This window comes from Sneathiella limimaris (assembly GCF_012932565.1).
In the GTDB taxonomy this organism is placed as follows: domain Bacteria; phylum Pseudomonadota; class Alphaproteobacteria; order Sneathiellales; family Sneathiellaceae; genus Sneathiella; species Sneathiella limimaris.
In genome coordinates, this window is record NZ_JABBYJ010000001.1 from 375,671 (window position 1) to 393,442 (window position 17,772).

General features: G+C 48.5%; 17 protein-coding genes. 6 read left to right on the top strand and 11 right to left on the bottom strand.

Annotated elements, in window-relative coordinates:
- Positions 1 to 152 precede the first annotated feature (152 nt).
- The 7 genes from purU to speB form a co-directional block, all read right to left on the bottom strand.
- Entirely contained in the window at positions 153 to 1,037 is an 885-nt protein-coding gene (gene purU / locus HH301_RS01745; protein WP_169566356.1) for a formyltetrahydrofolate deformylase, read from the bottom strand.
- An 87-nt stretch (positions 1,038 to 1,124) separates the two neighbouring features.
- Positions 1,125 to 1,907 carry a carbon-nitrogen hydrolase family protein gene (locus HH301_RS01750; protein WP_169566357.1) on the bottom strand — a complete coding sequence of 261 codons (783 nt, stop codon included), beginning with the start codon at positions 1,905 to 1,907 and terminating at the stop codon, positions 1,125 to 1,127.
- On the bottom strand, positions 1,904 to 2,704 hold the full coding sequence (locus tag HH301_RS01755) for an ABC transporter permease (RefSeq protein ID WP_169566358.1): 801 nt from the start codon (positions 2,702 to 2,704) through the stop codon (positions 1,904 to 1,906). Before HH301_RS01755 ends, HH301_RS01750 begins: the two co-directional genes overlap by 4 nt.
- The gene (locus HH301_RS01760; RefSeq protein ID WP_169566359.1) at positions 2,701 to 3,558 is read right to left on the bottom strand and encodes an ABC transporter permease; all 858 of its coding nucleotides are present in this window, start codon (positions 3,556 to 3,558) and stop codon (positions 2,701 to 2,703) included. The genes HH301_RS01755 and HH301_RS01760 overlap by 4 nt, the downstream gene beginning before the upstream one ends.
- Positions 3,555 to 4,592 carry an ABC transporter ATP-binding protein gene (locus tag HH301_RS01765; RefSeq protein WP_169566360.1) on the bottom strand — a complete coding sequence of 346 codons (1,038 nt, stop codon included), beginning with the start codon at positions 4,590 to 4,592 and terminating at the stop codon, positions 3,555 to 3,557. Before HH301_RS01765 ends, HH301_RS01760 begins: the two co-directional genes overlap by 4 nt.
- A gap of 99 nt (positions 4,593 to 4,691) precedes the next feature.
- Positions 4,692 to 5,780, bottom strand: coding sequence for an ABC transporter substrate-binding protein (locus HH301_RS01770; protein ID WP_169566361.1), 1,089 nt, complete (start codon positions 5,778 to 5,780; stop codon positions 4,692 to 4,694).
- Between the two features lie 57 nt (positions 5,781 to 5,837).
- Positions 5,838 to 6,902 (bottom strand): agmatinase, encoded by a 1,065-nt coding sequence (gene speB, locus HH301_RS01775; protein ID WP_169566362.1) that lies wholly within the window; start codon positions 6,900 to 6,902, stop codon positions 5,838 to 5,840.
- 217 nt (positions 6,903 to 7,119) lie between these two features.
- On the opposite strand from speB, the gene HH301_RS01780 reads away from it, so the two are divergent.
- The 3 genes from HH301_RS01780 to HH301_RS01790 all read left to right on the top strand — a co-directional run bounded on the left by HH301_RS01780 (position 7,120) and on the right by HH301_RS01790 (position 10,671).
- On the top strand, positions 7,120 to 8,052 hold the full coding sequence (locus tag HH301_RS01780) for a LysR substrate-binding domain-containing protein (RefSeq protein ID WP_169566363.1): 933 nt from the start codon (positions 7,120 to 7,122) through the stop codon (positions 8,050 to 8,052).
- Positions 8,053 to 8,068: 16 nt separating this feature from the next.
- Complete coding sequence (locus tag HH301_RS01785; protein ID WP_169566364.1) at positions 8,069 to 9,250, top strand: aminotransferase; 1,182 nt, start codon at positions 8,069 to 8,071, stop codon at positions 9,248 to 9,250.
- A 125-nt stretch (positions 9,251 to 9,375) separates the two neighbouring features.
- Positions 9,376 to 10,671, top strand: coding sequence for an NAD(P)/FAD-dependent oxidoreductase (locus tag HH301_RS01790; protein ID WP_169566365.1), 1,296 nt, complete (start codon positions 9,376 to 9,378; stop codon positions 10,669 to 10,671).
- A gap of 15 nt (positions 10,672 to 10,686) precedes the next feature.
- Here the strand turns inward: HH301_RS01790 and HH301_RS01795 are convergent, their stop codons facing one another.
- Complete coding sequence (locus HH301_RS01795) at positions 10,687 to 11,382, bottom strand: helix-turn-helix domain-containing protein (protein WP_206378123.1); 696 nt, start codon at positions 11,380 to 11,382, stop codon at positions 10,687 to 10,689.
- 59 nt (positions 11,383 to 11,441) lie between these two features.
- On the opposite strand from HH301_RS01795, the gene HH301_RS01800 reads away from it, so the two are divergent.
- Genes HH301_RS01800 through HH301_RS01810 form a run of 3 tightly spaced genes read left to right on the top strand, consistent with a single transcriptional unit; the run spans position 11,442 to position 14,222 of the window.
- Positions 11,442 to 11,630: a YgaP family membrane protein gene (locus HH301_RS01800; RefSeq protein WP_169566366.1), complete on the top strand. Its 189-nt coding sequence runs from the start codon at positions 11,442 to 11,444 to the stop codon at positions 11,628 to 11,630.
- Between the two features lie 34 nt (positions 11,631 to 11,664).
- Complete coding sequence (locus tag HH301_RS01805; RefSeq protein WP_169566367.1) at positions 11,665 to 12,525, top strand: MBL fold metallo-hydrolase; 861 nt, start codon at positions 11,665 to 11,667, stop codon at positions 12,523 to 12,525.
- Between the two features lie 29 nt (positions 12,526 to 12,554).
- Positions 12,555 to 14,222, top strand: a complete 1,668-nt coding sequence (locus tag HH301_RS01810) for a bifunctional protein tyrosine phosphatase family protein/NAD(P)/FAD-dependent oxidoreductase (protein WP_169566368.1) — start codon at positions 12,555 to 12,557, stop codon at positions 14,220 to 14,222.
- Between the two features lie 123 nt (positions 14,223 to 14,345).
- On the opposite strand, the gene HH301_RS01815 is transcribed toward HH301_RS01810, so the two are convergent.
- Genes HH301_RS01815 through HH301_RS01825 form a run of 3 tightly spaced genes read right to left on the bottom strand, consistent with a single transcriptional unit; the run spans position 14,346 to position 17,763 of the window.
- The gene (locus HH301_RS01815; RefSeq protein WP_169566369.1) at positions 14,346 to 15,290 is read right to left on the bottom strand and encodes an N-carbamoyl-D-amino-acid hydrolase; all 945 of its coding nucleotides are present in this window, start codon (positions 15,288 to 15,290) and stop codon (positions 14,346 to 14,348) included.
- Complete coding sequence (locus HH301_RS01820) at positions 15,287 to 16,537, bottom strand: Zn-dependent hydrolase (protein WP_169566370.1); 1,251 nt, start codon at positions 16,535 to 16,537, stop codon at positions 15,287 to 15,289. Before HH301_RS01820 ends, HH301_RS01815 begins: the two co-directional genes overlap by 4 nt.
- Positions 16,534 to 17,763, bottom strand: coding sequence for a diaminopropionate ammonia-lyase (locus HH301_RS01825; protein WP_169566371.1), 1,230 nt, complete (start codon positions 17,761 to 17,763; stop codon positions 16,534 to 16,536). Before HH301_RS01825 ends, HH301_RS01820 begins: the two co-directional genes overlap by 4 nt.
- Between the last annotated feature and the right edge of the window lie 9 nt (positions 17,764 to 17,772).

Here is a 17,772-nt window from a genome sequence, read left to right on the forward strand (position 1 = left end):
TCCTCAACCTCAAGGAAACGCTACGTCCCGATTACTCAATACGGAACCGTGCGAACCTCCCTAACTATCTTTGATATATTGCGGCGACTTTACGCCAACAAGGTCCATAAAGCCACCCACCAAAGGTTCCGGAATGCGGAATTACTGACGGCTTAACCCATCCGTTCTGATTTATAGGACCCGGGACTTGCTGGGAAAACGACTGTCTTCAAACCATTTAAAAATACCCGATGATGGATATGGGCATGGATTGCACGGGCGAGAACCTGCGCCTCCACATCCCGGCCCAGACTAACGTAATCCTCTGAAGACTGAGCATGGGTTACCCGCACTACATCCTGCTCAATGATGGGTCCTTCATCCAGATCAGCTGTTACGTAGTGAGCAGTCGCCCCAATGAGTTTTACGCCCCGTTGATAAGCCTGTTTATAAGGGTTTGCGCCCTTGAAGCTTGGTAAAAAGGAATGGTGGATATTGATCACCCGGCCCGAAAGTTTCTGGCAAAGCTGGTCAGAAAGGACCTGCATATAACGGGCGAGAATTACCAGATCTGTCTCAGTCTCTTCAACGATTTCCATCAAGCGAGCTTCCGCTTCCGGCTTATTATCCTTGGTGACTTTGATGTGATGAAACGGCAGATCATAGTTGACGACAGTTTTCTGGTAAGTCAGATGATTGGAGACAACTCCGACTATATCAATAGGCAAGGCCCCAATCCGCCAGCGGTAAAGAAGATCATTAAGACAGTGACCGAAGCTGGACACCATGACCAGAACTTTGGGCCGTTCTGCTGCATCGTGAATAGCCCATTCCATATCAAACGTTTCCGCGACAGCCGCAAACGCTGTTTCCAAAGCTGCAAGGTCGACACCCGTTTCTGAATTGAAACTGGTCCGCATGAAGAAGTTGCCGGTTTCCATATCATCGAACTGCGCAGAGTCGGTGATATTACAGCCCTGATCGGCCAGAAAAGTGGAAATAGCGGCGACAATACCGCGGCGCGACTGGCATTTAACGGTCAGGATAAAATTGGACATACCGACACTCCGAAAAAGTTTCGCCTACGAAAACTAAGATTTGCCAAAAAAGTCAAGCGATCCTTGTTGGCAAGACCAATTTAAAGACTAGAGAAGATTTTTACCTTCTAAGTCTTTGATGTAAGGATTTTCGTAGCGGGATTTGACATAATCGGCAGGGTCAATCTCGGCATAAATTGTCTCCTCCCCGTCACCGGCGAGACTTAGGGCATTTCCATCGGGCGCAAAAATGCCCGAATGGCCATAATAGGAAAAAGGATCCCCATTCGCAGACAAATTCGCGTAGGCCATAAACACCTGATTTTCAAATGCTCGAACAGACAATAATTTTCGCGCAATCAAATCACTATGATCACTGTTGGGCAGGGCCGTTGGAACCGCCACTAAATCAGCACCGGCAAGGGCCAGACGCCGCACATTTTCAGGAAACTCCACATCATAACAAATGAGCAGACCAATCTGAACGCCGGCGCATTCAACCAGCTTTGTTTCAGCGGGAGCTGTCTGAAAGTGAGATTTTTCGTAATCTCCGTAGAGACAGGCTTTTCGATAGATAAAAGGCGACTTTCCCGGCTGTACGCAAAGAGCACTATTGAAGACCTTATCCTCATCCCGTTCCGCAAAACCAGTCACGAGGGAAATATTCAACCTGTCTACCAAACCCTGCAATCTGATAATTTCTGGACTATCCAAACCCAATGCCAGTTTTGGAAAATCCGCGCCACTCCCATAACCACAAAGGGCTAGCTCAGGAAACAGGACAAGGTCCGCCCCTGTCGCTGCAGCCTCTTCTGTTTTTGCGATAATCTTCTCAAGGTTATCGGTGTTAGATCCGTTTCGGCTCCTGATCTGCGCAAGGGCGAGTTTCATTCACCGCCCTCGTTATTTCCCAAAAGTTTTGGCAGGTTACCGAACCGGGCGATCAGACTGAAAACGACCGCAGCAACCAACACAAAGAGGAATGAAACCGCTGCCATGGTCGGTGTATAACCATATCGAAGCGCGTTGAAGATCTTGATGGGCAAGGTCTCCATGGTAAAGCCCACCGTCATGTAGGCAACAATATATTCGTTGAGCGATAGGACGAAAGTAAAAGCAAAGCCAGAAATCAGGTAGGGCAGGATTAACGGGAAAATTACCGTGCGAAATACAGTTCTGTCATTTGCGCCCATGGTTGAAGCCGCCTCAACAAGCTCACCGTCTATTGACGAAAAGCCAAGAGTAATCGTCACCAACGGCAAGGTAACAAAGAAAATTCCATGGCTGATAATTGCCGTCCAGGGCTCGCCATAAGGGCCAGTTGTTGCCCAGAAAGTCAGGAACCCAAGCGCAGTAATCACTGGTGGTAGAATAAAGGGTGCAACACCCAACAGCCGAAATACTTGCGCCCAAGGGGCTCGGTACCGCCATAAAAACCATGCCAAAGGCAAAGCGACCGAGACAGCTAGAAAGGCAGATCCTGTGGCCAGGATAAGAGAATTAATCAAAGCATCGCGCCAACCTGCATCCGTAAAAATCTGAGCATACCAGGAAAGTGAAAACCCTTCTGGTGGGAAGGTCAGGCTTTGCTTCTCATTAACGGATACTCCGACCACCACAATGAGGGGAAGCAGCATGAAAAAAGCAACACATGCAAAGAACAGGGTGCGGGAAAGACGAGCGTTCATCTCACAACCTCCGTCTTCCGGCCAATAAGTAATGTTAGTCCAACCAAAGCCAGCGACATCAGCACCAAGAACACGGCCATTGCGGAAGCAAATGGCATGTTGGACTGATAAATGGCCTGATCCGTAATCAGCACCGAGAGGGTCCAATGTTGGGGGCGCCCCAGAATTTGCGGGATTAAATAGCTTCCAAGGGCAAAGACAAAGACCATAATCAAGGCAGCCAAAAGAGTATTTCTCTGAACTGGGAACAGGACATTCAGAAAGGCCCTTATTGGTGACGCACCCATAGTTCTCGCCGCTTCCAGAAAACTGGTATCAAAGCGGGCCAAAGATGGATAGAGCACCAGAATACTATATGGGAGTGCTTGATAAACCATAGCGGTCAACACTGCCCCAAATCCCGGATAGTAAGCGGTGGGTTTTTCCAAAAGCCCCAACCATACCAGCACATTTGAAAGTCCCGCCGTTCGGGAAAAAAGAGAAGACCAGGCAAAGCCAATAATCACCTCTGACAATGACAAAACAGAAAGGATGCCAATCAGCCATATGACCTGTGTTGGGCGGGAAGTTTTGGTCAGCAGGTAGGTAAAGGGAAAAGAAATTGCGACACAGATAACCGCCACCATCATGGCCAGCATCAGGGAAAAGCCCAATACCTTGGCAAAAAACAGGCTAAAAAACCGCTCATAATTGCTGAGAACAAAATCTGGCGTGTAAAATCCGCCCACATCCCGCTGAAAGAAACTAACGGCGATCATGGTACCGAAGGGGATCACAAAAAACACCAACAGCATGAGAGCTGGATAAAATAAGGGACCATAATCCCGGATCGATTTGGGGGGCAGTTGCATCATTGGGTGAGCATCACACAATTTTCAGCCGGCAGATTTAAACCGACCTCATCACCAATTTTCAGATCCTGCCGATCACGTGGAGACGTCACTGTTGTCATTTGCTGACCCTCAATCTCAACAAAAGTTTCAACCGTACTCCCAAGATCACGGATGAAGACAACCTTGCCCGTCAGATCTCCGACCTCAGCACTCACAATACGGACATCTTCAGGTCGGATTGAAAGTGTTGCGCTCGAATGGCCTTCAGGCAATCGCAGATCCTTGAGGGGAAATGATTTGAATACGGGAACCCCTGCCCCATTTGCAGCAACTTCCAGAAGGTTTGTCGCGCCAATGAAGTCGGCGACAAACTTATCTGCAGGTTTTCGGTAGATATCAACGGGACTGGCTGCCTGCCGAATTCTCCCCTCGCCCATCACAACGACCAGATCGGCCATTGTCATGGCTTCTCTTTGGTCATGAGTAACGACAATCGTCGTGATTCCCAGTTTTTGCTGCAACTGGCGAAGTTCAAGCTGCATATCCTCGCGCAGCTTGGCATCAAGAGCCGAAAGCGGCTCATCCAACAGAAAGAGACCTGGTGACAATGCCAGCGCCCGAGCAATGGCAACGCGTTGGCGCTGTCCGCCGGAAAGCTGATTGATCATCCGGTTTTCATATCCCGGTAAATGGATGAGATCCAGTAGTTCTTTCACCCGAGCCTGCTGCTCGCTCTTACTACTTTTCCGGATCCGCAAAGAATAAGCAATATTCTCAGCGACGCTGAGATGTGGGAACAAAGCAAGGGACTGAAACACCATGCCAAGGTTCCGTTTGTGTGTTGGAATGCGAGTAATATCTTCACCATCAAGATGGATATCACCATTGGTTGGATCTTCAAGACCAGCAATCATGCGAAGAAGCGTTGTCTTGCCGCAACCAGAAGGCCCAAGCAGACATACGAAGCTGCCTTCAGGTATGTCCAGATTTACATCTTTTACGGCTACAAAGGATCCAAATTCCTTGCGAATTCCCGTCAAGGTTAGTCCCGACATTCCGCCTCACTTTACTCTTTAAAAACTGGCTGGAGCTTCTTGAACTCCAGCCAGCCTAATTTTAACATCTAATACGTAAGGATATACGCCTCTTGCGGCTTAGCCAACAATCAGTTCTGTCCACTTCTGGTTCAACCAGTCAGAACGGTTCTGATACATGTCGTAGCGCGGAATGATCGGGTCGATTTCGGATGACACAGACGCAAATTCATCGGCTGTCAGGTTCAAAAGAGGCCGCTTCACAGTTGGTGATGTTCCAACTTTACGAGACATCTCAGACTGCACATCTGGAAGGCTCATATAGTTCATGAAGATATGCGCCTCTTCAACCTTATCTGAGGCACGGGAAAGCGCCCAGCTACCGCTGTCCAGAATACCCCCTTCTTTAGGGAAGGTTGAACGAACAGGGTGGCCATCAGCAATCGCAAGACCTGTAACATCATGATAATATTGACCCATTGGGATCTCACCGGACTTCAAGCCTTGCTCAAACTGAGCTTCATCCCGGTACCATAGACGGACATTTGGTTTAACTTCAGCCAGCTTATCAAAAGCTTTGAGAATTCCCTCTTCCGTATCCAGGACCTGGGTACCACCGAGGAAAGTTTTCGCTGTCACCTCCAATAGGAAGGAGTTGGAGACCAGCGCCAAAAGACCCAATTGATCTTCACGAGCTGCATCCCACATGGCGGCCCAGGAAGTTGGCTCTTCCTTAATGACTTCAGTATTGGAAACCAGATTTACATACCAAGACACGGCGCCAACACCAGCCACACGACCGTCAGGATACTTATTGATAAAGTTACCAAGCAAGTTTTCACTGTTCGGGATCTTGGACAGGTCAAGTGCTGCCCAAAGATCTGTTTTCTGGCCTTTCAGCATGGCTACCTGAGACATCATGGAAACGTCAGCCGGTGCGCGTTTTGCGCGGGCTGCCTGCTCCAACTGAACAAGCCATGCTTCACCTGTTGGCTCCGCCACAGATTCTACAGCAATACCGGTCGCTTCGGTAAAGCCTGGGAAGATATGCTTATCGAAAGAGTCCTTAAAGTACCCTCCGTAAACACCAACCTTCAGTGACCGCTCATTCGCGCGGATGATGGATGGCATGGAAAACGCGACAACACCAGCTGCGCCTGCGCCTAATGCAGCGCGCCGTGTAATCCCCTTTGATTTTATTTCAGACATATTGCACTCCTCTGTTTAAATTCCTTGGCACACACGAGGTTATCCCTTGCTTGATTATTATTGTTTGTCTTTCAAAAATGGACTGAAAGCCATCAGGCTCAGGATCTCAAAAAGAACCTGTGCACCCACATGAGCTGAATTCGTTGTCGGATCATATTGGGGAGCAACTTCCACAACATCACCACCGCAGATATTCAAGCCTTTCAAACCCCGTAAAAATTCCAGTACTTCCCGTGTGGTCAATCCGCCCACTTCCGGCGTACCCGTCCCTGGTGCGAAAGAAGGATCAATCCCGTCAATATCAAACGTAACATAGACAGGCCCATCACCGACCACTTCCCGGGCTTTTTCGATTACTGCGGCAATGCCCATATGAGGAACATCTTCTGCGTGAATAACCGTCATTCCAGATTTCTCTGAAAATTCCCACAAATATTCAGCAGACCCCCGGATCCCAATTTGAACGGTCCGTGTCGGATCCAGAACCCCATCCAGCACCGCATTTCGAAATGGGCCGCCATGATGGAATTTTGTTTCATCAAAAGAGCCGCCCGTATCACAATGGGCATCAATATGGATAAGACCAACAGGGGCTTCCCGACCGACAACCTTCAGAATGGGATGAGTTATGGAATGATCACCGCCCACTGATAGCGGGACAACACCCGCATCAACAACCTTGTTGATATAGGCTTCAATATTATCAAGGCTCTTTTCAAGCCGATAACGACTGTCAAAAGCAACATCACCAATATCTTCAACAGCGAGTTCCTGTACTGGCGCTGTTTTCAGGACATGGTTATAGGGACCAATACGTTCAATCGCACGAAGAGCGCGCGGGCCGAAGCGCGCACCAGGCCTGTTGGTCACACCCAAATCCATTGGAATCCCGATCAGAGCAACCTGCAAATCTGAAATTTGGGTCGCAAGGTCAGTGACATGACGGTATGGGGCATCCAGAAACGTTGGGACACCTGAATAAGGGGCAAGGCGCGTTCCCTCTCCAGAGAAGATTTGGTTCGCAACTTTTTGAAATTCCGGATCATGTAACTCACCGCCATGGCTTTCGCCAAACTGCGCACGGAGTTCCTCTAACCTCTCCGGGTTCCAAGTCTTTGACATCTTGCACCTGTCTGTATTTTTTTCACATACGAGAAATAATCAACTCTCTAGCATTATTGAATAATTAGATTTCAGACGACCCCTCAAGCCTCGAAATCCCTTATTCCTCGATTGACGAACATAATTGTTGTGAATAAAATTCGAAAAAGCAATTGATATTGTTCCTGCCGCCATGTGAGAAAAATTCACATATAAGTTTTGAAAGTGTATCACCTGAATGTCCTCGTCGCTGCCACCGCTGAAACCGCTACGCGCTTTTGAAGCCACAGCAAGATCTGGAAGCGTCACAGCAGCAGCAAAAGAACTCAATGTAACTCATAGTGCGATCAGCCATCAGATCAAGGCACTCGAGAAATCCCTTGGGTTGAAACTGTTTGAAAGAGAAGCGCAAGGCTTGAAACTCACAGCGCAAGGCAACCAGCTTCTACCTGCTGTAACGCTTGCTTTTCGGGAAATAACTGCAGCAGCCGTGCGCATGAACAGACCGACGACCAGCGGTAAGCTCTCCATTGCCTGCCCGCCTGCCTTACTTTCCTTTTGGTTGGTCCCCCGTATTAATCGCTTTTGTGCACAATATCCTGAAATCCAGCTCCATTTTACAGCTTCTGTCGATAAATCGCTGCTCTTTAACGCAGATGTAGATGTGGCGATTCTTTATGGAGATCCGCCCAGGCGGGATTGCTGGCTCAGCCACTGGACGCAGTTTGACCTCTTCCCTGTTACATCCCCAACCCATGCTAACCGTCATGCTATTCGCACACTTGATGATCTGGAAGATCATGTAATCCTGCACGCAGATGATGGTCGGGAATGGCAAACCTGGCTTGGAACAGCAGGGGCGCTTGGTCTCTCCCCTCGGCAACAACATTATATGGGGGACGCCCGGTTGGCAATTGATGCTGCCTTGCAGGGACAAGGGATTGCCCTTGGCGATACCCTGACCGCCAGCAACCTGCTTCATACTGGCGACCTTGTAATCCCCTTTGATCTGGCTGTTCCGGCGAATGATGCATTCTATATCGCAAGTCAAAATGAAATTCGCTCTACACCAATTGTAGACGCCTTTATTGAATGGCTCTTTGAAGCCCTAGAAGAGGACCAGGCCGAAATGCCGGTTCCCAATTCCGAAACAACGCAACGCACCTTATAATCTATAACGGACCCAAATGACCTCTGCCGCCTTCAACCCGCTGATTGATACCTTATCTTTGCCACCTATCCCGCTCGTTCAAAAATGGGCAAAAGCCTATGATGGATCCAGAGGAAAGCTACTGGATCTTGCACAGGCTGTACCGGGGTATCCACCTGCTCCTGAAATGCTGACTTGGCTCAAAGAAACAGCAGGCGACGCAAGCTATACTGGTTATGGCCCGATCGAGGGGGATTTGGATTTGCGAGAAGCCTATGCGAAGGAGGTTAGCAATATCTATAGAAGCCCCATTGGAACTCATCAAATCCACATCACTTCAGGCTGCAATCAGGCTTTTGTTGCCGCCGTTATGACGATAGCTGGCGCGGGCGACAGTATTCTTTTGAGTGATCCCTTCTACTTCAATCATGACACAACGCTGGACATGCTGGGGATCGGCGTCAAACGCTTTGCCCTTAGCGAAGAGAACAATTTCATTCCGCGAATTAGTGACCTGGAAGCGGCACTTGATCCGACGGTCAAGGCCATCATGCTGGTCTCCCCCAACAACCCAACGGGTGCTATTTACCCTGCAGAGTGGCTTGAAGAGGCACTTTTCCTTTGCCAGAAAAAAGGAATTTGGATGATCCTCGATGAAACCTATCGGGATTTTCTCCCCTTGGATCAGTCGCATCCTCATGACCTTTTTGCTAAAAGTAGCTGGGGGGAGAACTTTATTCAGCTCTACAGCTTTTCAAAATCCTTTTGCATACCTGGACATCGGCTTGGTGCCATTATCGCTGGTGAGACCGCAATACAACAGATCATCAAGGTGATGGATAATCTACAGATTTGTGCACCCCGTCCTCCCCAAGGTGCCGTTGCAAAAGGCATCGTGGAACTCGATAACTGGCGGGCCGAAAACCGCAATGAAATCGCCCGTCGGGCTGAGGCATTAAAAGAAGCCTTAAGACCACTTGAGAAGTGGCATGTTGCATCAATTGGCGCCTATTTTTCCTATATCAAGCATGATTTCGACGGCGTTTCGTCTGAAGTGATTGCAGAAAAACTAGGCCGCGAATATGGGGTTAGCTGTCTGCCGGGTACATTTTTTGGAAACGGACAAGACTCTTATCTGCGTTTTGCGTTTGCCAATATCGACCCGGCGAGTATTCATCTGCTAACTGAACGGTTGAAAGGCTTCACGCTAACAAGCTAACGCGACCGTTCATTCCTTATTCCGACCCTCACATCTGGTAACACCAATGCACCTGCCATGATGGTTGGTGAAAAAGCTGCCGATATGATCCTGCAAGAAACCTGATAGCAAGAAGCGAGAAACTTATGGCTGATCAGCATTTTGCACCTGACTATTCCGAAACACCCTACTGGTGGGCTGACGCTACGCCATATCCCGCACAGGCAGAGCTCACGAAAAAGGCTGATGTTGTGATTATCGGCGGCGGATATACAGGGCTACATGCGGGTATCCAAACGGCCAGAGCAGGTATGGATACAGTCGTTGTTGATGCTGAAGACTTGGGATGGGGATGCAGCACTCGAAACGGTGGTCAAATTAGCACCAGCATCAAACCCACATATAGCGAACTTGTGGGCCGGTTTGGCAGTGATCAGGCACTCGCCATCTATCGGGAAGGTCAGAACTCCCTCTCCTGGACTCAAGAGTTCATTGAAACAGAGCAAATTGAATGTGACTTCGATGTTGTTGGGCGTTATCACGCGGCCCATTCGCCGCGGCACTATGAAAAGCTGGCCAGAAACCTTGCACCTGCCAGAGAGGAACTGGCTGACGACGCATTCCTAATCCCGCGAGATGAACAATATAAAGAACTTGGGACAGATGCGTATTATGGGGGTGTAGTATACCCGCGACATGGCAGTCTTCATCCAGCGAAATATCATGCTGGCTTGGTCGCAACTGCTGAGAAAGCAGGGGCAAAATTAATAGCCCAATGCCCGGCCACAAATATCAATCGAGAGAGCAAGGGTTTCACTGTCCATACGGCAAAAGGTGAAATTCATGCAAAAAAAGTTGTCCTCGCAACGAATGGCTATAGCGGGTCTTTGTCCCGCTGGCATCAGCGTCGGGTAATCCCGATCGGCAGTTATGTAATCGCGACTGATATTATCGACCCGCAGTTGATGAAAAAACTAATGCCAACCAATCGAATTATCAGTGATACCCGAAAGGTCGTGTACTACTATCGGCCCTCACCAGACCACAAAAGGATCATCTTTGGCGGCCGGGTGTCGCTCTCTGAAACCAACCCCAGATCAAGCGGCGAAAAACTGCACAAGGTCCTCCGAAATGTATTTCCAGAGTTGGAAGGCATTGGAATTTCCAGTTCCTGGATGGGATTTGTGGCCTTTACTTTTGATAGTCTTATGAATGCAGGCGAAGAGGATAATCTCTATTACGCGATGGGTTATTGCGGCTCTGGCGTCGGAATGGCGGGGTATCTAGGTATGAAAACAGGCTTGAAAGTTGCCGGAAAGGCTGAAGGTAAAACAGCGTTTGATAACGTCCCGTTTCAGACAAGACCTCTTTATTCTGGCAATCCCTGGTTTTTAGCGCCTTCTGTTCTCTTTTACAAAATGCGGGATTCCTTGGGGATCTGACAACGCCACACCTTTTTATTCAATGGCAAACCCACTTAGTTTTTCAGGGTCTTTTAAATGGATGCTTCCCCTAGCAATGGATACGCAGCCCCGCCTTTCCAATTCTTTGAGTTGTCGCCCCACGACTTCACGGGCGGTCCCAAGCTCTGCCGCCAAAGCTTGATGCGTAATATTGATATTCCCTTCAGAATCAGCAAGTTGCAGCAAGCGAGCCGCCAACCGTTTATCTAATCGTTCAAAGGCGACCTCTTCAACGACATGCATCACATCTGAAATCCGGTTTGAATATTGAGAAAAAACCAATCGCCGGAAACCGGGTGATTTGGCTATAGCTGTCTCAAATGCTTCCTTTGAAATTGAGACCGCGGTGACATCCGTTTCGGTAATTCCCTCAGCGCTATAAAGTTCGTTTGAGAGGAGACAAGCTGTTGTCATAATACAGGTTTCTCCGCCACTGACCCGATATAGAACGATTTCCCTTCCTGAGGCCGAAGTTTGCTGAACACGAACTGTTCCTTGCAGTAAAAGGAGAAAACTTTCGGCCTTTAACCCAGGGGCAAAAACTGTTTTACCTGCCGGTATCTCAATGATGTTGGCCTGTTCCTCCAAAAGCTCCCTATCCGCAAGCGGTAAGCTTGCAAGATCCGGAAATTGATCAATCCACCCCATTGCGCCCATTTCAACCCTTTTCTCGCTATGTGACTTAGTCACAGACATTCCAAGGCTACGGTAGAATAATAGACTTGTGAAATCAAAATCAGGAGTCGAAAATGCAGTTAAATGTCGGGAAAATAGACAGAACCCTGCGTGTCGCAGTTGGCGCCCTTTTGCTGGCCCTTGTATTTACGGGCCCCCAGACACCTTGGGGATGGATCGGACTGATCCCTCTTTTGACAGGTCTGGTTGGATATTGTCCGGCTTATTCCCTATTTGGTATTAAAACCTGTAAACGATCCTGAAAATCAAATAAATCTATTTAAGGTAGTGCTGACCATGACAACAAATGTAAAAACAATTTTTGATAAGGCGACATTCACCGCAACCCATATCGTATGGGATCCTGAAACAAGTAAAGCGGCCATCATCGACAGTGTCCATGATTATGATCCAAAATCAGGCCGGACATCTACTGTGTCAGCTGACGAAGTCATTGCCTTTATCAAGGAAAAAAATCTCACGGTTGAATGGATTCTGGAAACTCATGTCCATGCAGACCATCTAACAGCCGCACCCTATTTAAAAGAAAAGTTAGGCGGTAAAACCGGAATTGGGTCCAAAGTCGATACGGTTCAGGGAGTTTTCAAGTCCCTGTTTAATCTAGAGCCAGAGTTTTCCACTGATGGAAGCCAGTTCGATCATCTGTTCGAAGATGGTGAGACTTTCATGATTGGTAACATGAAAGCTGAAGTAATCCATACTCCTGGCCACACCCCAGCCTGCGCAACATATGTGATTGGTGATGCAGCCTTTGTCGGCGATACCCTGTTCATGCCAGACTTTGGAACGGCCCGTTGCGATTTCCCAGGTGGAGATGCCCGTCAACTTTTCCAGTCCATCCAGAAAATTTTGGCTCTCGATCCTGGAACCCGTCTGTTCCTCTGCCATGATTATGCACCCAATGGCCGGGACTATATTTGGGAGACAACTGTCGCTGCTGAAAAAGAAGGCAATATTCACGTAAATGACAAGGTTGATGAAAATGCATTTGTAGAGATGCGAACCAACCGTGACAAAGAGCTGGATATGCCTGTTCTTATTCTACCATCTGTCCAAGTCAATGTCCGCGCAGGTGACCTACCCCCTGCTGAAGACAACGGGACGCGATATCTAAAAATCCCACTTGACGCTGTCTAAGCCTTCAACATTTTCCTGGGGAGGAAATCATGGACATCAAAAAGATTGATGACGAACTAAGTGTGTCACCACAAATACTGGCTTCAGACCTTAAAGCCCTCAAAGAAGCTGGCTTCAAATCAATTATCTGCAATCGTCCTGACGGTGAAGGTAATGATCAGCCTAGTTTTTCTGAGATTGAGGCAGAGGCCCAGAAACTTGGTCTTCAAGCTTTTTATCAACCCGTTCAAACCGGCAAGGTAACCGACGAAGATGCGGAAACCTTTGCTGGTATTTATGCCAGTGCCCCCAAACCTGCCTTCGCCTATTGCCGAAGTGGTACCCGTTCCACCACTTTATGGGCGTTGAGCAGGGCTGGCCATATGCCGGTTGCAGATATCCTGACGAAAGCGAAAAATGCTGGTTACGATATGACAGGTGTTGTCCGAAGAATTCTGAACAATGGCAAGACACCAGCCAACGACATTGATGGGCAATATGACGTTGTTATTGTAGGCGCAGGTTCTGCCGGGATCTCAGTTGCTTCCTCAATCCTCGGGCGAGCACAGGATCTTAATATCGCGATCATTGATCCAGCAGATATCCACTATTATCAGCCCGGCTGGACATTGGTTGGCGGAGGCGTCTTTGACGCTGACGAAACCGTAAAAACGCTTTCGTCTGTTCTTCCAAAAGGTGTGCACTGGATTAAGGCTGCCGTCGCTGCATTTGAGCCAGACAAGAACGCAGTTCTATTAGAAGGCTGCCGCCTGATTAAATATGATCGGCTTGTTGTCTGCCCTGGGCTAAAGCTTAACTGGCACAAGGTTGATGGGCTTGTGGAAACCCTTGGCAAAAATGGTGTCACCTCCAACTATCGCTTCGATCTTGCACCCTACACTTGGGAATTAGTGAAGGCCCTGAAGGAAGGAACCGCACTCTTCACCCAACCTCCTATGCCCATTAAATGTGCCGGAGCACCACAAAAGGCCCTTTACCTCTCAGCAGATCATTGGTTCCGTCAGGGTGTCCTGAATAAAATTGACATTGAATTTTACAATGCTGGTGGAGTTCTTTTTGGCGTTAAGGAATATGTTCCCGCGTTGATGGAATATATTAAAAAGTATGATGCGGATCTCAAATTCAATCATAACCTCGTTGCTATTGACGGAAACCGCAAAGTTGCAACTTTTAATAAGACCGATGCAGACGGCGCTGTGGAAAAAGTGGAACGAGAGTTTGACATGATCCATGTTTGTCCGCCGCAATGTGCTCCGGATTTCATTCGGGTTAGTCCATTAGCAGATGAGGCCGGCTGGGTTGACGTGGACCAAAATACTCTCCGTCACAAAACATATGACAACATCTGGAGCCTGGGTGATGTCATGAACGCCCCCAATGCGAAAACTGCAGCTGCGGCCCGAAAACAAGCTCCGATCGTTGCCCAGAATGTTCTCAATGATATGAGCAGAGGGAACGGTATTTCCCATTATGATGGTTACGGATCCTGTCCGCTAACAGTTGAGCGAGGCAAAATCGTTCTTGCTGAATTTGGATACGGCGGCAAATTACTGCCCAGTTTCCCTAAATGGATTATCAATGGGGAAAAACCAAGCCATCTGGCCTGGCTCCTGAAAGAAAAAATTCTTCCACCTGTTTATTGGAAAGCCATGCTTCGCGGTAAAGAATGGCTTGTCAGGCCAGAGATCGAAAATTAAGCCCTATTATTATCGCGCTCCGAGCTTATCGGCAGCGCGATAACCACTCTCATATAAGGTTCAGAGAGCTGAATATTCGACTTTTCATTTTTTAATGCCGAATTTTCCTAGAAAAAGGATGGGTTATTTTGGACCTTTCATTTCTGTTATAGGCCCATAGTGCTGAGGTTCGCGGTGCAGGGCAAAATTGAAGATATTTTCTCTAATTTCCCTTGTTCGTTCCAGATCACAAACGTGAACAATTAATTCATCCTCAAGAGTTGATGCCTGGGCAACGATTTCACCTGTTGGTGCAATGATACAGCTCTGTCCAAGCAGGTCACAACCCTCCTCTTTACCAGCCTTTGCCGCAGCAAGAACCCACATTCCATTTTGATAGGCTCCCGCCTGCATACACAGGTGATTGTGAAAACCCTGCAAATGATCATGTTCTGGCACCGGCGGGTAGTGAATGGGTGTATTATACCCCAACAACAACATCTCCGCGCCGCGCAGCGCATTCACCCGATACATTTCAGGCCAACGCCGATCATTGCAAAGTGCCATTGAAATTACACCACCAAACGCCTTGGCAGGCTGAAATCCAATATCACCCGTTTCAAAATACCGCTTTTCCAGATGCTGAAATGGTCGCCAGGGCTCATGCTCAAAGTGCCCGGGCAAGTGAACTTTCCGATATTTTGAGACTATTTCACCTGATTTTTCCACCAGGATGGAGGTGTTGTATCTGTGAACGGTATCGCCCTCCATTGCGAGTTCCGCATAGCCAAGATAAAACCCTATTCCAAGTTCCTTCGCCCGATCAAAAAACGCCTGCGTATCAGGACCAGGCATTTCTGTCTCGAAGAAGGTATCAATTTCATCCTGTTCTTCCATATACCAGCGCGGGAAGAAAGTGGTTAGCGCCAACTCAGGAAAGACTACCAGTTCAGCACCGCGCACCTTGGCTTCTTCAAGGAGAGCGATCATGCGATCAACAACGACTTTTCGACTATCAGATCGGGCAATAGGGCCAAGCTGTGCAACCGCGCTCACCACGGGCCGGGATAATTTTGAAGACTGACTCATGAAAAGCTCCGTTTTTCTTGTGCAAGCTCAATCATCAGATTAAGCAGGATATTGGCCCCTCGCTCGATTTCCTCGGGAGCGGTATATTCTTTAATATTGTGGCTAATACCATTCTCAGACGGGACAAAAACCATGGCCGTCGGACAAACTCTTGCCAGCATCTGAGCATCATGCCCCGCACCAGACGGCATCGTTTTGACACTATATCCAAGATGCTCAGCCCATCCGGCTACCCGTCCAACAAGACCATCATCAAAATCAACTGGATCAAATCTGGCAAGCTCTCTGCGACTGACACTAACCCCCTCTGCAGCTGCAATCTCCTCAACAAAGGCAAACAGCTCCTGTTCTGCTTCAAGCAATTTCTCGTTGTTCGTATTTCGAAGGTCAACTGTAAAGATTGCTTGATTTGGGACCACATTCACAAGATTAGGCGTCAATTTGAAGGCCCCGACAGTCGCCACCTGATCACCACCCATCCGCTTTGCTAGTTTCCGGGCAAACTGACCAGTTTCCATTGCAACATATCCGGCGTCACGTCTCAGGCGCATGGGAGTGGTGCCAGCATGATTGGAGACACCTTTTATTGTGAACTCCGTCCAAGAAATGCCCTGCACTTTATTAACAGCACCGATCATCACGCCTTCTTCTTCAAGTACAGGCCCCTGCTCCACATGTAATTCTAAGAAAGCATGAACCTCAGGACTTCCAACATGTGCTTTACCGGCATAACCGATCTCGGAAAGACAATCTCCAACCGATTTGCCATCGATACCAGTTGTTTCGAGGGCTTCATCCAGATCCAGTCCGCCCACATAGACAAGACTACCCATCATATCGGGTGCGAAACGAGCGCCTTCTTCATTGGTGAAAATACCAACAGCCACAGGCCGTTCAGTCTCAAGACCCAGATCATTCAAGCAGGCGATAACCTCCAATCCAGCGAGAACACCAAGATTTCCGTCATAAAGACCACCTGTCCGAACCGTATCTATATGAGATCCTGTCATTACCGGTGGTAGAGCCTGGCGCCCTTCTCGAATTCCAATGATGTTTCCAATACGGTCAACAGTAACGTCAAGGCCAAGATCTTCCATCCAACTCCGAACAAGGTCCCGGCCCAGACGGTCTTCTTCTGATAGCGCAAGACGACAAACGCCGCCCCCTTGAAGCGCACCAACTTCACCGAGCTTCTGGATTCTATTATTGAGACGTTCGATATTGATCGAAAATGTAGTTTTGGTCATTTTGCGGCAATGACCTCACTTGCAGTCTTTCCGATCAGCTCTTGGTACAGCTCTGGATCTGTTGCGCCTTCAGAGCCAAAGAACAATAAGCGACTATCTTTATTTAGACCCAAATCAACTTTTAACTTTGGATCATGATTTGCAAGAATAAACCCGGCAAGGCCTGCCACAGCGCTTTCACCCGCAACACATTTAAGATCTGCCAGTAAACGCATAGCGCTGACGGCTGCGGCATCAGAAATGGACATGAAATCATCTGCGGCCAGCTTCAAAATCTCCCATCCCAGGAGGGAAACCTCTCCGCAAGCGAGACCTGCCATCAAAGTATCCAAATCGCCTTTTACAACAGCCGGTTTTCCAGCTTTTGCACTTTCCAAAAGACAAGCCGCGGTATCGGGTTCTACGACAATAAAGCGCGGACGCTGGCTTCCATAATGCTCCCAAAAACTTGAGGCAACCGCACCCGCCAGTGCACCGACACCCCCTTGCACAAAGATATGTGTGGGAGCGACGCCAAATTCCTGTTCGTGCTGATCAATCGCCTCGCTGACCATCACTGTATAGCCCTTGATCACATTCCGGGGGATCGTCACGTATCCCTCGTAAGACGTATCTGAGACCACAGTCCAGCCATTTTCCTCTGAAACTCGAGCAGCCTCTCGAACCGCATCGTCATAATTGCCTGGAACCTGACGGACTTCAGCACCATATGCTGCGATCGCATCCATCCGACCCTGGCTAACCCGCTCATGCACGTAAATGACACAGCGACAACCGAAGCGCTCTGCACTCCATGCCACCGCGCGACCATGGTTTCCATCTGTGGCTGAGCAAACTGTCATCTGGGCAATTTCATCTTTGTATTTGCCGTTCAAAATGTCCTGGGTTGAAATATCACCGCCAAGCTTTTCCTTAATGACCAGTAGGACAGCATAAGAACCACCCAGTGCCTTAAAACTGCCAAGACCAAAGCGACCAGCCTCATCTTTGTAAGCTATAGAGGCAACATCACATTCCTGCGCCAAACCAGCCAGGCTCAGCAACGGTGTTTTTGCATAACCTGGCCAGGAAGAGATTTCAGCAAAGGCCTTGCTACGATCTTGCTCACCAACCAACACCTTCTCGTGCCCGCTAATATCAGAACCTTTTATGGCATTCTGGTTGCTGACATGCGTAACCGGGAGTGAAAAATCAAAATAATCGTTTAAGGAAACGGACTTCAACATGGGGATTGT